Origin of the sequence: Selenomonas sp. FC4001, assembly GCF_000701565.1 — a bacterium.
GTDB lineage: Bacteria > Bacillota > Negativicutes > Selenomonadales > Selenomonadaceae > Selenomonas_A > Selenomonas_A ruminantium_B.
Genome location: NZ_KL370793.1, coordinates 327,106 through 342,677, shown reverse-complemented (window position 1 = coordinate 342,677; position 15,572 = coordinate 327,106). Strand labels below are relative to the sequence as shown.

At 52.8% G+C, this 15,572-nt stretch carries 12 protein-coding genes, 1 tRNA gene and 1 pseudogene; 8 read left to right on the top strand and 6 right to left on the bottom strand.

The annotated features are described in order from the left end of the window. Positions 1–185: 185 nt before the first annotated feature. Positions 186–806 carry a flavin reductase gene (locus tag T320_RS11355; protein ID WP_037355868.1) on the bottom strand — a complete coding sequence of 207 codons (621 nt, stop codon included), beginning with the start codon at positions 804–806 and terminating at the stop codon, positions 186–188. A gap of 134 nt (positions 807–940) precedes the next feature. On the opposite strand from T320_RS11355, the gene smc reads away from it, so the two are divergent. Further along, positions 941–4,486 carry a chromosome segregation protein SMC gene (smc, locus tag T320_RS11350; RefSeq protein ID WP_037355865.1) on the top strand — a complete coding sequence of 1,182 codons (3,546 nt, stop codon included), beginning with the start codon at positions 941–943 and terminating at the stop codon, positions 4,484–4,486. 10 nt (positions 4,487–4,496) lie between these two features. Continuing rightward, a complete protein-coding gene (ftsY, locus tag T320_RS11345) occupies positions 4,497–5,414 on the top strand; it encodes a signal recognition particle-docking protein FtsY (RefSeq protein WP_026761122.1) in 918 nt (305 codons plus the stop codon). A gap of 64 nt (positions 5,415–5,478) precedes the next feature. On the opposite strand, the gene T320_RS11340 is transcribed toward ftsY, so the two are convergent. Both T320_RS11340 and T320_RS11335 read right to left on the bottom strand, forming a co-directional pair. After that, complete coding sequence (locus T320_RS11340; protein WP_037355862.1) at positions 5,479–6,987, bottom strand: IMP dehydrogenase; 1,509 nt, start codon at positions 6,985–6,987, stop codon at positions 5,479–5,481. 438 nt (positions 6,988–7,425) lie between these two features. Beyond that, positions 7,426–7,501 (bottom strand) — tRNA-Ala (locus tag T320_RS11335). Between the two features lie 162 nt (positions 7,502–7,663). On the opposite strand from T320_RS11335, the gene ylqF reads away from it, so the two are divergent. The 6 genes from ylqF (at position 7,664) to T320_RS15010 (ending at position 13,324) form a co-directional block, all read left to right on the top strand. Continuing rightward, positions 7,664–8,569, top strand: coding sequence for a ribosome biogenesis GTPase YlqF (gene ylqF / locus T320_RS11330; protein ID WP_026761120.1), 906 nt, complete (start codon positions 7,664–7,666; stop codon positions 8,567–8,569). Continuing rightward, on the top strand, positions 8,517–9,350 hold the full coding sequence (locus T320_RS11325) for a ribonuclease HII (protein ID WP_231465897.1): 834 nt from the start codon (positions 8,517–8,519) through the stop codon (positions 9,348–9,350). Before ylqF ends, T320_RS11325 begins: the two co-directional genes overlap by 53 nt. Before the next feature lie 30 nt (positions 9,351–9,380). After that, positions 9,381–11,435, top strand: coding sequence for a hypothetical protein (locus T320_RS11320; protein WP_037355859.1), 2,055 nt, complete (start codon positions 9,381–9,383; stop codon positions 11,433–11,435). Between the two features lie 83 nt (positions 11,436–11,518). Beyond that, a complete protein-coding gene (locus T320_RS11315; RefSeq protein WP_026761117.1) occupies positions 11,519–11,851 on the top strand; it encodes an EscU/YscU/HrcU family type III secretion system export apparatus switch protein in 333 nt (110 codons plus the stop codon). Between the two features lie 24 nt (positions 11,852–11,875). After that, entirely contained in the window at positions 11,876–12,241 is a 366-nt protein-coding gene (locus T320_RS11310) for a YraN family protein (RefSeq protein ID WP_037355857.1), read from the top strand. 12 nt (positions 12,242–12,253) lie between these two features. Next, a complete protein-coding gene (locus T320_RS15010) occupies positions 12,254–13,324 on the top strand; it encodes a YifB family Mg chelatase-like AAA ATPase (RefSeq protein ID WP_081824826.1) in 1,071 nt (356 codons plus the stop codon). 490 nt (positions 13,325–13,814) lie between these two features. Here the strand turns inward: T320_RS15010 and T320_RS15005 are convergent. The 3 genes and pseudogenes from T320_RS15005 to T320_RS11300 form a co-directional block, all read right to left on the bottom strand. Continuing rightward, positions 13,815–14,903, bottom strand: a pseudogene (locus T320_RS15005) (recombinase family protein); the annotation flags it as partial. An 85-nt stretch (positions 14,904–14,988) separates the two neighbouring features. Continuing rightward, on the bottom strand, positions 14,989–15,216 hold the full coding sequence (locus T320_RS14715; protein WP_156032841.1) for a hypothetical protein: 228 nt from the start codon (positions 15,214–15,216) through the stop codon (positions 14,989–14,991). Between the two features lie 117 nt (positions 15,217–15,333). Then, positions 15,334–15,561, bottom strand: coding sequence for a hypothetical protein (locus tag T320_RS11300; RefSeq protein WP_037355854.1), 228 nt, complete (start codon positions 15,559–15,561; stop codon positions 15,334–15,336). Positions 15,562–15,572: the final 11 nt, after the last annotated feature.

The following is a 15,572-nucleotide window of genomic DNA, read 5'->3' as shown; positions in this document are numbered from 1 at the left end:
AAAGCTCCTACATTCACTTGTGGGTCATTCAGTGCAACGGCGAAAAGTATTACCACCTCCGCCCAAACTGAGCTGTAACAAAAAAAATTAGCACGTATTGGCAAACTGTAATTTACGCAAAAGCCCGCTGGCATTTTTGTCAGCGGGCTTTTCAGGTTAAGTTTTTTCCAGCCTATTATGGCGGTTTAGTTCACGCGTTCAAAATCCGAAGCCGGATGTTTGCAGAGTGGGCAGATGAAATCTGCGGGGAGTTCATCGCCTTCGTATTCATAGCCGCAAATCTTGCAGCGCCAGATGGTTTTGCCACTCTTGCTGGGGGCGGGGGCCTGCGGTTTTGGTTTGATGTTCTGGTGGTAGTAGGCATAGGTCGCAGCGGGCGTGTCATTCAGCACATCCATATCGGTGACTCTGGCGATAAAGAGGCTGTGGGTGCCCAAATCGATTTCCTGCGTGACCCAGCCGGCAATATAGGCATTGGTGCCTTCGTTGATAATCATGGCCTCATTGGCCCCTCTTTGTGCGGCCGTAAAGCCGGCGAATTTATCCACGTTTTTCCCGGATTGGAAACCGAAGCGCTTGAACAACTCAAAGTCCGCGTTCTGGCTGATGATGGAGGCGGTGAATTTTTTGCTGGCGGCAATCATATCGCGGGTGTGGTTGAGTTTATTGACCGCAATACTTATCTGATTCGGGTCGGAGGTTACCTGCGTGACGGTGTTGATGATACAGCCATTGTCCTTGCCGTCCAGATTGGCGGTCAGGACGTAAAGACCGTAGGAAATGTTGAACATGGCCTTGGGGTTCATAAGCTCTCCTCCTTATGGATCAATATAATAGATGAAAATTCAGATATATCTGCCATCTATTATACACGGTTTCGCAATAGACGTAAATATGGTATGATATAGGATATGTGTGAATCGTGAATGAGGTGTAGATTTTGCAGTTAAAACGCTTGGAGGCTTATGGATTTAAGTCCTTTGCAGATAAGATAACCATAGATTTTGACCAGGGGATAACAGCTATCGTCGGCCCGAACGGCAGCGGCAAGAGCAATATCACCGATGCCATCCGCTGGGTGCTCGGGGAGCAGAATGTCCGCAACCTGCGCGGCACCAAGGCCGAAGATATCATCTTCACCGGTTCGGCCTCCCGTAAGCCCTTGGGCGTAGCGGAGGTTTCCCTGTTCTTTGCTAATGACGGCACCCTGCCTGTGGATTTCCGCGAAGTGGTTGTGACCCGCCGTCTTTACCGCAGTGGGGAGAGCGAATTTTACATCAATCGCTCTCGCTGCCGGTTGAAGGATATCTATAACCTCTTTGCTGACACGGGCATCGGCCATGATGGCATGAGCATCATCGGTCAGAACCGCATTGACGATATCTTAAACAGCCGTCCCGAAGACCGCCGGGCGTTCTTCGAGGAAACGGCAGGGATTACGAAGTACCGCAACCGTAAGCGCGAGTCGGTTAGAAAGCTTACGGATACGGAAAACAACCTCGTGCGTGTGCAGGATATCATCCACGAGATTGAAAATCAGCTTGAACCTCTGGCCCGACATGCGGAAAAGACGCGGATTTACAATGGCCTCAACGAGGAATATCAGCGGTGCAAGCTGACCCGTCTGGCGCATGATTATGCCAAGGAAGCGGCGCAGAAGCAGGAAAATGACGAAAAGCTGGCTTCCCTGCGTGATGATGTTCTGGCGGCGGAAACTGCCGTGCAGGCTGTGGCGGCGGAAAAGGAACGGCTGGGCAAGGAAATCATTGACTTGGAGCGGGCGCTTAAAGAGCAGGCGGAAAAGAATGAAGCCCTGCGCCAGAAGATGGAAGGGGCCGCCCAGGAACTGGCGAAGCTCCATGAGCGGCAGGACCAGAGTGATGGCGCCCGTCAGAAGATTTTGGACCGGCGGCAGGAACTCAACCATGAGATTGCTCAGGCTGTTGCCGATATTGCCCGGCTTACGGAGCAGGCCAGCCAGCATAAGCAGGATTTGGCGCTCTTGGATGAACTTCTGCAGACTGAGCGGGCCAAGGAAAAGAAACTGGCCAAGCGGATTCACGAAGAAGAAGACAAGGCCCGGGCTTTGCAAAAAAAGCGGGAAGAGCAGCAAAATATCTGGAATGCCAAACAACAGGAATTTGCACTGGCGGAACGTGATTTGCAAAACGGCACGGATGGTCAAGAAGACCGGGAACGGGAACTTGCTCAGGCCAGGGAAAAGCTGGCAGAATTGGAGAACTTGCAGACCCGGCTCACGGCGGACCTGCAGGCAACGGTGGAAACCATTCAGATGGGCCAGCGCCAGGCAAAGGATGCCGAGGCGGAGAAGAATGCTGCTGTGGAAGCCCAACAGGCGGCAATCCGCCAATTTAATGACACGGTACAGCAGTTAAAGAGCGGCGAGAGCAAGCTGCAATTTCTCGTGAAGATGCAGCAGGCCTATGAAGGTTTCGGCAAGGCCGTTAAGGCTGTGCTGAAGGCCAATGAAAAATGGCGCAGTGGTGTGGCCGGTGCCGTGGCCGAACTTATTGATGTGCCCAAGGATTATATCACCGCCGTAGAAGTGGCCCTGGGGGGCAATCTGCAGAATGTGGTGACGCAGGACACCGATACGGCCAAAGCCGCCATCGCTTACCTAAAACGGGAACGGCAGGGCCGTGTGACCTTCCTGCCCCTGTCTACCTTGGTGGTGCGCCAGCCCCAGAGCATCCGGGAAGGCAAAAGTGACGGTGTGATTGGCTGGGCCAATACGCTGGTGAAGGTGGACAGCCAATACCAGAAGGCCGTGGACTTTTTGCTGTCCCGGACACTGGTGGTAGATACACTGGATAATGCCTTGCAGATTGCCAAGGCCCATGAACAGCGGCTGCGCATCGTGACACTGACCGGTGAACTCTTGAATCCCGGCGGTTCACTGTCCGGCGGCAGCCGCCAGCATGCGGAAGCCAGCTTCTTAAACCGCAGCGGCGAGATTGAAGAACTGAAAGCAAAATTAGCAGCGCTGACGGAAAAACAGCAGGCGCTCAAGGAAAGCCGCGCCATCAGAGAACAGGCGGTGACGGCGGCGGAAAACAAACAGCTCGAATTGCAGAAGGAACTGCAGGCACAGCATATCCGCAAGGCGGAGCTCAACACCAATCTGGAGCGTCTGGGCGAAAATCTGACCGAACAGAAGGTGCAGATTGGCGACTTGGAGCAGGCTATGGCGGCCATGCAGGAGACCTTTGCGAAGCTGCAGGAGAAGAAGGTGCTGGCCAAGCGGGCGGCCGCAGCGGCTGAAGCCCAGTACAATGAGCTGGCCCGGCAGGAAGCAGAAATCCGCGAGGGGCTTACGGATATTGAGCAGGATGCAGACGATTTGGCCCAGTACATCCACGATAGGGAAGTCAAGCGGGCTACTTTGGAGCAGGAAGCCATGGGCAACCGTCAGTTCCTCGAACTGCGGCAGCAAGCCAAGGCCAACAGTGAAAATGCCCTGCGGGACAATGAACGGGAAGAACGGGATTTGGACAGCAGTCTGGCTGACAGTGTAGACCGGCTGAAGGTGCTGGAGGACCAGCAGCGGGCTTGGCAGGATGTTTATGATGAAGGCCAGGTCAGCCATGACGGGCTGTATAAACAGCGAATGGACAAGCTGGAGGCTGGCCAGGCGGCAGACCGCAAGGCCCATGAGGCCGCGCAGAAGCGCAACCGCCTGCAGGAAGCCATCCAAAAGCATGAGGTGGCGGACAACAAGCTGCAGATGCACTTAGAACAGCTGCAGGAAACCATTCTGGCAGATTACGGCCTGACCCCGGAGCGGGCGGCCGAGGAAGCTATGGATGGGGAACCGGCGGAAATCCGCAGCCAGATGCAGACATTGGAGCGCAAGCTCAAGGAACTCGGGCCGGTCAACCCTAACGCCTTGGAAGAATACGAGGAACTTTCCAAGCGCCATGACTTTATGGAAAAGCAGGCAGGTGACCTCAATAGTGCCAAGGAGGATTTGGAACGCATCCTGGCGGATATGGATGAAGCCATGACCAAGCAGTTCAAGGAGGCCTTTGCCCAGATTCAGGTGTACTTTGCCGATATCTTTGTGCGGCTCTTTGGCGGCGGCAAGGCGGAATTGAAATTGCTGGATGAAGAGGATGTGCTTAACTCCGGTGTGGATATTCTTGTGACCTTGCCGCAGAAGAAGCGGCAGAACCTCTCGGCGCTGTCCGGCGGCGAGCGTGCGCTTACCGTTATTGCGCTGCTCTTTTCCTTCCTGCGCTATCGTCCGTCGCCCTTCTCGGTGCTGGACGAAATCGATGCGCCTTTGGATGAAGCCAACGTCGTACGCTTTGGTTCCTTCCTCAAGGAATTTGCCGAGAACACCCAGTTCATCGTGGTTACCCACCGTAAGGGAACCATGGAAGCGGTGGATACCCTTTACGGTGTCACCATTGAGGACGCCGGCGTGTCCAAGATATTGTCCGTAAAAATAGACGAAGTAGAATAAGGAGTAAACGATGGGATTTTTTGATAAATTGAAAAAGGGCCTGAATAAGACCCGCGAAAACCTGACCAATAAGATTGAAAAGCTGGTTATCGGTTATGCCGATATCGATGATGACTTCCTCGATGAACTGGAAGAAACGCTGATTATGGCTGATGTTGGCGTGCAGACCACCGAAAAGCTCATGACGGCTGTGCGCAAGGGCATCAAGAAGAAAGAAATCAACAGCCCCGAGGATTTGAAGCCCTTCCTGGAAAAGGAAATTGCCGAAATTCTCAATGCTGGTGAGGATACTACCCGCACGGCCGAGAATGGCCCTACGGTGCATCTGGTTATCGGTGTAAACGGCGCCGGTAAGACTACGACCATTGGCAAACTGGCAGCTTATTACAAGGCACAGGGTAAAACCGTTATGCTGGCTGCGGCGGATACCTTCCGTGCGGCAGCCATTGACCAGCTCGAAGTATGGGCGCAGCGCAGCGGCGCGCAGTTCATCAAGCACGAGGAAGGTTCTGACCCGGCAGCTGTTGCCTATGATGCGGTGAAGGCGGCCACGGCCCGCAATATCGATGTTCTGCTTATCGACACCGCCGGCCGTTTGCAGAATAAGTCCAACCTCATGCAGGAATTGGAGAAAATCAACCGCGTCATCGGCCGCGAAATCCCCGGTGCGCCTCATGAAACCCTGTTGGTGCTTGATGCCACCACAGGGCAGAATGCCATCAGTCAGGCCGAACTCTTTACAAAAGCTGCGCCGATTTCCGGTGTGGTGCTGACGAAATTGGATGGCACGGCCAAGGGGGGCGTGGTTATCGGCATCAAGAGCCAGCTTTCTATGCCGGTCAAATGGATTGGCGTTGGTGAGGGTATTGAGGATTTGCGTCCTTTTGTGGCGGAAGACTTTGCCAAGGCACTCTTTGCCAAGGAATAAGAGGATAACAAAAAATCCGCTGAAGCAGCATGCTTCAGCGGATTTTTATTGTCCGATATGTTTATTAATCTCTGCCCAGACGGTCGCGCAGGATTACGTCATGGGAGCCGCCTTCCACGATACTGGTTGCGGAAACCAGCGTGAGTTTTGCCTTGTCGCGGAATTCGGGGAGGGACAGGGAACCGCAGTTGCACATGGTGCTGCGGATTTTTGCAAGCGTCGTGCCTACATTGTCTTTGAGCGGGCCGGCGTACGGAACATAGGAGTCCACGCCTTCTTCGAAGGAGAGCTTCTTGGAGCCGCCCAAGTCGTAGCGCTGCCAGTTGCGGGCACGATTGGAACCTTCGCCCCAGTACTCCTTGTAGTAGGTGCCGTTGACTTTAACCTTGTCCGTCGGGCTTTCGTCAAAGCGGGAGAAGTAGCGGCCGAGCATCAGGAAGTCTGCGCCCATGGCCAGAGCCAGGGTCATGTGGTAATCATGTACGATACCGCCGTCGGAGCAAACCGGGATGTAGACACCCGTTTCTTCATAGTACTTATCGCGTTCACGGCAGACATCGATAAGAGCCGTAGCCTGACCGCGGCCGATACCCTTGGTTTCACGGGTGATGCAGATGGAACCGCCGCCGATGCCGACTTTGATGAAGTCAGCGCCAGCTTCAGCCAGGAAGCGGAAGCCTTCGGCATCTACCACGTTGCCGGCGCCGACTTTGACATCTTCGCCGAAGTTTTCGTGGATGTATTTGAGGGTAATGCGCTGCCATTCGGAGAAACCTTCCGAGGAGTCGATGCAGAGAACATCAGCACCAGCCTTGATGAGGGCAGGCACACGTTCTGCATAGTCGCGGGTGTTGATACCGGCGCCGACGATATAGCGCTTGTTGTCATCAATGAGTTCGAGCTCATTGTCCTTGTTGGCATTGTAGTCTTTACGGAAAACCATGTAGCGCAGGCGCTGGTTCTTGTCGATAATCGGGAGCATGTTGAGCTTGTTTTCCCAGATGATATCGTTGGCCTGACCAATGGTGGTTACTTCTTCGGCCTTGGCATAAACGAGATTTTCGAAAGCCGTCATAAATTCGCTGGCCGGGGTGTCCATGGACATGCGGGAAACGCGATAGTCGCGGCTGGTCACAATACCCAGCAGTTTGCCGTTAGCCGTGCCGTCTTCCGTTACTGCCATGGTGGAGTGGCCCGTATCCTGCAAGAGGTCTAAGATTTCGCCCAGAGTGGTGGAGGGCTTGATGTTGGAGTCACTGCTGACAAAACCGGATTTGTAATGCTTTACTCGGGAAACCATAGCAGCTTCGTCTTCGATGCTCTGGGAGCCGTAAATGAAGGACACACCGCCCTCTTTGGCCAGTGCAATCGCCATGTTGTCATCGGAAACCGCCTGCATGATGGCAGAGGTCATGGGGATGTTCATGGAAATCTTCGGTTCCTCGCCCTTGCGGAACTTGACCAGCGGCGTCTTTAAGGAGACATTTGCTGGGATGCATTTGTCCGAGGAATAGCCGGGAACGAGAAGATACTCGCCAAAAGTGTGTGATGGTTCTTCAAAATAGAATGCCAACGTAACCCCTTCTTTCTTGATACTGATAATCTACGATATAGCTTTACAGGCGTCAGCCGCCGTGTATATTGTGTAATATATTAATATATGGATAGGGCCTGTGTCAATCAGAAATTAAAATTTATGTTACAACTTTACACTTATACAAAGAACTAGCAGCTTGCCTCTTTCGGTCAAGCTGCTAGTTTATGTTCAAATATTCTATTTTCATCTTGTTTATGGGTACCAATCTTACGGGCCCATTGGACTCCCCTCCTTCACGAGCCATGTAACAACATCAGGTTTGAACTTCCCCTACGGCTAGCTATTACCTTTTCCGGTTGGTTCAACCTTTAGCTTGAAGTAATAATAACACAGAATAAACACAAAGTCAATAATTTTCTGACATGGATGGACAAAAATAAAACGGCCGCGAACAGCGACCGTAACATTCTCTTATGGTGGAGACAAGGAGGATCGAACTCCTGACCTCTTGCATGCCATGCAAGCGCTCTCCCAGCTGAGCTATGCCCCCATGGGTTGTTGTGACCTCGTGTGTCATCAACGAGTATTAGTATACGGGATAATGCTGCCCTTGTCAACAGCTTTTTTAATTTTTTTGCTGAATTTTTTTCGGCGGGGAAATATGATACAATGGTAAGCACAGATATTTATGTAAGACAGGAGAATTATATTAATGGAAAAACAGGATATTCCCAATTTGCAATGGTTCCCGGGGCATATGAAGAAAGCCCAGCGGCTGATTGAGGAAAATTTGAAACTGGTGGATGTAGTCATCGAGCTCTTGGATGCGCGGATTCCTCTGAGCAGTGCCAATCCCATGCTGGCGGAAATCATCAAGGGCAAGCCCCGCATGATTGCGCTGAACAAGGCGGACTTAGCTGACAGCGCCAGTACGAAAAAGTGGCTGGATTACTTCAAGAGCCAGAATGTGCCGGCAGTCGCCATTGACTCCATGAAGGGCAAGGGCATGAAGCAGCTCGTGAAGGTGGCTGAAGATTTGGCCCGTCCTAAGACGGAAAAATTTGTCAGCAAGGGAGCAAAGCCACGGGCTGCCCGCTGTATGATTCTGGGCATCCCGAATGTCGGCAAATCTTCGCTTATCAATCGTCTGGCCGGTGCCGTAAAGGCCAAGGCTGCCGATAAGCCCGGTGTGACCCGCGCCAAGCAGTGGATTAAGATTGGCACGAATCTTGACCTCTTGGATACGCCGGGTATCCTCTGGCCGAAGTTTGAAGACCAGACAGTTGGCTTAAAGCTCGCCTTTACGGGCGCCATCAACGACGATATCTACGACCGCGAAAAGGTTACGGCACTGCTCTTGGGCATCATGCGCCGCGATTATCCGGAGCGCTTGGCCGAACGCTTTAAGCTCACGGGTGATGTGCCGGAAGATGGTCTGGAAATTCTCGAGCTTATCGGCCGCAAGCGTGGCTGTCTTGTCAAAGGCGGGCTGGTGGATTTGGAAAAGGCCCAGAACATCGTGCTGAATGAATTCCGGGCAGGCAAACTCGGGCTTGTAACGCTGGATGAAGTGCCTGCAGATGATTCCGCAGAAGATGGTGAAAAAAGTAGTGAATGATTTAAGCAAATATACGATAAAACAAGTAGAGGAGTTTTTCGCGCAGGGACAGGTGACGGAGGAATTTCTGTCTGCTTGCGCGAATGATACAAGAAAGGCAGTGGGCACGCTTCTGCGCCGTTATCAGCGCAAGCAGGCAGACAGAAAGCGGGTGTCAGAACTCTATAGCTTTGAGCGGGAGTTCTGGGCCAAGGGCTGCGAGTTTGTGGCCGGTGTGGACGAAGCAGGACGCGGGCCGCTGGCCGGGCCGGTGTCCGTGGCGGCAGTGATTCTGCCCCATGATTTGTACCTGCCGAAAATCAACGATTCCAAGAAGATTTCCGCCAAGGTCCGCGAAGAACTTTATGATGAGATTATGGCCAAGGCCATTGCGGTGAAGGCGGCCTTTGTGGATGCCAAGACCATTGACCGGGTGAACATCTATCAGGCCACCATCAATGGCATGTACGAGTCTATCTTTGGGCTGGAGCAGGAAGCAAATGCCGTGCTCATCGATGCTGTGAAGCTGGAGAACCTCAATGTGCCCTCCCTGTCCATCATCAAGGGGGATGCCAAGTCCGCTTCCATTGCGGCGGCCTCGATTATCGCCAAGGTCAACCGTGACCGGCTGATGGATCAATACGACAAGGAATATCCGCAGTATGGATTTGCGCATCATAAAGGGTATGGCACGGCAGAGCATATCGCCGCCCTGCGGCAGTATGGACCCTGCCCCATACATCGTCAGTCTTTTGAACCAATTCGCTCCATGGTGGATAAAGAGATGAACGTTCCGTTTTAGGGATTTATTTTAGAGAAGGTGTGATGGGAAATGCCAATGGAAGCCTCAATGAATGTGGGAATCCGCCCCGTAGAACGACCCCAGGCCCCCAGTGCGGGAGAAGGTGTCGGCCGTCGTGGTGATGGCGGTGGCTCTTCGGCGGCATTTAGTCCCAAAACAAATGTGGCCATCCAAAATGCCGTGGATGATATGGCAGGGATTTTGTCTAAAATCGCGAGCAACCAGACTGACGCCGTGGAAAAGATGCCTGCGGATTTGCAAAAGCTCATTCAAAATGTCATGAAGCAGGCATTCTCTTTAGAAGAAACTTTGGCACAAGGTCTGGGGAGTACCTTGGAAAGCCAGCGCTTTTCCATGGAGCAGTTAAGTTCCTTTTCCCGCATGCTGACGCAGATGGGAAAGCTCATGGACCGGGGCATGACCATGGAAGTCAGCGATACCATGCAGGCTTTGCTGACCAATCTCAAGAATCTGGCCAGCACGGAGCAGGGAGCGGCCTTGGAGCCAGTTCTCCTGACCAAGGCGGCCTTTGAACTGCTCGATGGCAAACCCTTTGCTGAACTGCCCAAGGATGTTCAGCAACTGCTCCTGACCATGCAGCCCCAGGGCATGGTTCAGCCGCTGCCTGCAGGGGAAGGCTCGGCTACGAACTTTCTGAAACAGCTCGTGCAGTACTTTATGCCGCGGCCAGCTAGTGATGGCAGTGGGGCGCAGCCGCAGGCCAATCCGCCGGGACAGGCTGCCGCGCAAGGACAGCCTGGGCAGCCAATGGCGCAGAATGCAGCAGGACAAAATGCCAATGCTGCAGCCCAGCCAAATGCAGCTGCCACACAACCAGGACAGACCGCCAATGCACCGGCGGGCGGCAATTCGGCGGCCGGACAGAATGCGCCGCTGAATGCCAATACCATGGCTAATAACCAACCGTCTGGGCAGGCAAATTTGACAAGTCAAAACCAATTGACAAGTCAAAATGCGGCAAACGGTCAAAATCTGACAAGTCAATCTGCTCCGCAAAGTGGAGGACAGCCGGCGCAGGCCAATCAGTCAGGCCTTTCGGCCAATCCTGCAGGACAGGCAGCTGGCGGACCGGCCGGCAATGTTTCAGCTGGTGCAGGTCAGACGGCTTCACAGGCACAGGGCCCCGGTCAGGGAAACACGGCTTTGGGAAACACCGTACAGCAGTCTGGCGGAAATCAGCCCGCTGCGTCTAATAGCCAATCTGGCCCCCTGCAGGATGTCCGGGCAAATCTCGGTCAGGGAATGGCCCGGGAAAGTATGGTACAGTCGGAAGTGGTACAGCGGCCGCAGCAGACAGCTATGCAGCAGGCCAAGAACCAGCTGATGAATCAGGTGATGGAAAATACGCCGCAAACCATGAATGTCATGCGGGATTTGGCGCAGCTGCTCCTGAAAGATGGCAATCTGACTCAAAAGGACGCCCTGCTCATGCAGAGTTTTGTCAACGGCAAGGAGGCACTTTTAAGCGCCAAGGAAACCCAGCAGTTACAGCAGCTGATTCGCCTCTGTCAGGCCAATGTGCCGGCCACCATCCAGCAGGCGGCGCTGCAGCAGAATATTCCCGATTTGCCACGGCTTTGGGCCTTTATGCAGCTTTGCGATATGACATACACCAGGAATATGACGGCCCGGCAGTTAAAGAAGGCGGGCAAGGATGTGGCTACCTTTGTGCTCTCCATGCGGGGCTCCATGGAAGGGGATAACAGCATTGTTCCCGGACAGCGCTCTCTGAATTTCATGCTGCCCATGTATATGGGGGAGGAGAGTACCTATCCCGCTTATATCCATGTATATGATGAAAAACAGCCGGACCCCGAAACGGGCGAGATGAAGAAGGAAACCTGGCTGCGGCTCTGTGTGCTCACGGATAATATCGGGGCGGTGGAGCTGACCTGCAGGGTCTATCATGAAAATCAGCTCGATATGCGGCTCTTTTTCTCCAATACGGAAATTGCCAACGAATTCCGCTCGCAGGTGGATGCTTTGCGGAGCTCTTTGCGGGACAGCAGCCTAAAGCTCAAAGAACTGAAAGTAGGGGCTGTAGGTGAGCGGCGTTTTATGTAAATGATATAATGATGTCCTTGACACATGGACGGCTGTGACATAAAATATTAATGGTGAAGGAACACTCAGGCAGGTGAACAGGAATGCAGAAGCAGCGGGTACCACTAAAGACAGAACCGGAAACGGACCCCAATGTCCCCCAGCAGGCGGTGGCATTGAAGTATGATATGGAGCGCGATACGGCGCCGAAGGTCGTAGCTAAGGGCCGCGGTCACGTGGCGGAAAATATTCTGGCTGCTGCTCAGAAAAATGCCGTTCCCGTTTACCAGAACAAGACGCTGGTCAATATGCTCATGGCCTTGGAGATTGACCGGGAGATTCCCCCGGAACTCTATCGCACCATTGCAGAAGTCATGGCCTATGTCTATCGTATTGACAAGAAAGCGAAGAAGAATCAGCCTGGGCCTAAACTTTAATTTCAGGTTAAAGAAGGGCTGTCTATGCGTAATCAGATTCTTGGCCGTCAGGGAGAACAGGTAGCTGTTGATTTTTTGCAGCGGCAGGGCTATGGGATTTGTGCCCGTAATTTTCGGGTGCCGGTAGGAGAGATTGACATCATTGCCCGGAAGGGGGATGTGTTGGCCTTTGTCGAGGTCAAGACCCGTCATGGCAATCGCTATGGAACTCCTGCGCAGGCAGTGAATTTTCACAAACAAAAGAAAATAATTCAGACCGCTCAATGGTTTTTACGGCAGAAACGTTTATCGGAGGATAAGTGTTTCTGCCGTTTTGATGTGGTGGAGGTCTATGCCCTGCCGGAGGGGAAATGGCAGGTGCACCATCTGCCGGGGGCCTTTGAATGTTAGGGAGGGGATTGGATGTTTGCGCGGACTTTTGGGGCAACAACTTTGGGCGTGGACGGGCTGATTATCCATGTGGAAGTGGATTCAGCGGCGGGGTTGCCCGGCTTTGATATTGTGGGATTGGCTGATGCTTTGGTTAAGGAAGCCAAAGAGCGGGTGCGGACGGCCATCCGCAATTCGGGCATCAAGCTGCGGCAGGAGAAAGTCACCATCAATCTGGCGCCTGCCGATGTGCGCAAGGACAGCTCGGGGCTGGATTTGCCCATTGCGGTGGGACTGTTGGCGGCGTATGGATTGGTGTCGGCCGCGACCTTGGATAAATACCTCTTTGCGGCAGAACTGTCCTTGGAAGGAGACTGCCGGGGCATCCGCGGAATTCTGCCCATGGCGGTAAAGGCCAAGGAAGCGGGATTTACCGCCATGTTTGTGGCCAGAGATAATGTCAATGAGGCCTTGTTGGTTGAGGGGCTTGAAGTCTATGCGCTGGACAACCTTGCGCAGCTCGTGGGCTTTTTGACCGGCCAGGAACGACTCGTGCCTGCCAAACCGCAAGTGGCTGCTGCGGAGGAAGGCGTTTTCAGCGATGACTTTGCCGATGTGCAGGGGCAGTTTCAGGCGAAAAGAGCCTTGGAAATTGCTGCAGCCGGCGGCCATAATGTACTGCTGGTCGGCGTTCCAGGTGCTGGCAAGACCATGCTGGCGCGGCGCATGAGTTCCATCCTGCCGGAGATGACGCCGGAGGAAGCCCTCGAGGTAACGAAGATATACAGTGTGGCAGGTCTGCTCAAAGGCGGCGGACTCATCAAGGAACGCCCTTTCCGCAGTCCCCATCATACGACCTCGATGGTGGCTATGATTGGCGGCGGCAGTGTGCCAAGGCCTGGGGAAGTGACGCTGGCGCATAATGGCGTGTTGTTTCTCGATGAACTGCCGGAGTTTGGCAAGAAGTCTTTGGAAGTTCTCCGTGAGCCTGTGGAAGACAGAAAGATAACGATAGCCAGAGCACATGGTACCATGACATTCCCAGCCAATCTGATTCTGATTGCTGCGGCCAATCCATGCCCTTGCAGTCAACTGTGCGGGTAAAATCCGTGGGCGTAGTATCGTGGAATTTGTAGTGGATGGTTATGCGTGCCCGGGGCTTGGCACCGCTGGTGTCCGTGAGAACGGTGACCCTATCGACCATGGCCCGGATGACGGCCTGTTTTAATTCAAAGGTTATCTCTGCTTGCTTCAAATTTTTCTGCAGCAGTTCCAGCATATCGAGAGCAGTTTCTTTGGAATTGAATATCTCACTGGCCGACTTCTTAGCCATCAGCCTCATCAGTTCATCCTCGACCGCGGCGCGGTCTTTTTTTATTTTGTCCAGCTGGGCAGTAAGGTCATCAAGGCCGATAATCTTCTGGCGGTACAGGTCAAGCATACGTTCATGGTCTTCATCCAGCTCAGCAAGGCGCCCGCGAAGCCGTTTTTCCGTTTTGCCGTCGACGTCAATGTCGGCCGCAGCGGCCTCGATGGAGTCGACAACCAGCTGGGGATTGTTAATATAGCGCATGCAGTTGAACCAGACGAAATTATCCAGCCACTTCATATTGATACTCATGCCCTGACATTTTTCACGGTTCATGCGCCGATAATTTGCCCGGCCACCGCATGAGTAATACCCGTCCTTACAGGACTTAGATGGAGCATTGCCACGGTAGGTTGCTCCGCAGAGCTCACACTTAATGAGTGACTTTAACAAATACTGGTTTTTGGCATTTTTCAAGGCGTCAATCTTATTCATTTTCAGAACGACTTGGGCTTTTTCCCATGTCTCGGTATCAATGATGGCGGGAACCTGCCGTGATATCGTCTCACGGCCCCGCTGAGAGCGTTTTCCGTACTCATGTATACCTTTATATGTACTGGCGCGTAAAATGCGCAGAATACGGCTAGGGCCCCACATCCCGGAAGTATTATTCCGGCGTTTACCGCCTAAGTTGTGGGCAACCCATGCGGGCGGAATGCCCAGCGCGTTCAGATGGTCTGAGATTTTCAGGGTGGAAGCGCCTTCATCAGCACACATGTGGTACATCATCCGTACAACGTCAACCTCTGACATGTCGGTGCCGGGGATTGTGGTTTCATTCGGTTCAAGGTATCCCGCGTCATTTTTGAAATAGCCATACGGCACGATACCGCCCAGCCATTTCCCTTCTTTGGCCGCCCGCGTGGCACCTAAATCCATGCGCTGCAGGATGTTGGAGCGTTCCAGGTCAGCAACGCCAGCGAGGATAGTCAGCAGGAACCGACCGGAGGCATTGCTGGTGTCGAAAGGCTCGGTCATACTGCGGACTTTTATATCCATAGCGTCAAGGTCATGGACGGCGTTCAAGATAACCCGCGTTGACCGGCCGAGGCGGTCAAGTTTGAAAATCAGCACAAGCTGGAACTGGCCATCTTTGGCATCCGCCAGCAGTTCTGCGCCGGCAGGGCGGTCCTGCAGGGGCAGGGTGCCCGTGATACCGTCATCCCGGTATATCTTGGTTATGGCGATACTGTTAAGGTCGCAGTATTTCTGTGCAAACTCCACTTGGCTCTCAATGGTCTGCCGTTCCTGCTGGACTTCCGAGGATACCCGGCAGTATACAGCAGCCTTTTGTGGGGCTTCAAAATCAAACATATGCATCACTTCCTTTGGTAGATAAAACGGCCCCCGAAGGGATACTGGAATAGCGCAGTAACTTCTACGGGAGCCAGGAGCATACTTACTTATGAGTAGAGAAATAAGTGTCCGCTGCTTTTTCTAAAGCTTCTCGTAACTGAGGGTCTGTTGGTGCATGGGTGCTAAGGTCATACGTGTAATGGCTATTTTGAGCGTCTGGTTCATAAATTATAAAAGGAACACCGGTATCTTTATGTTTTACAATGCAGGCCCGCCTGCCGTTTAATTTTCCGTGATCTGCTGTGAAAAAGTCATTTTCTGAATAATGCATTGCTTAAAATCCTTTCTTGTTTCTTGTATAGTAACTTCTTTTATTAAAACGGCCCCTGAAGGGATACTGTAACTAGAATAGTGCAGTAAGTCCTGCAGGGGCCTTGGTTTTTATAGCTTAGAAGTCAAAGCTATATTCAGGATGATTCTTTAAGAAATCTTTCTGGTTAGCGGGATCATTTAAGATACGCATCAGCGAGTCAACCGTAGGGAAGCCATAACCGCATTTTTCAGCGAATAAAGCGCGGACCGCGTCAATGCTCTGATTACCACCATTGTTTACATGGTCAATGAAGATTTTGTAAGCCTGGGTAATCTGTTCATCTGTGAAATTGATTGTTGCCATAATTTTTACAA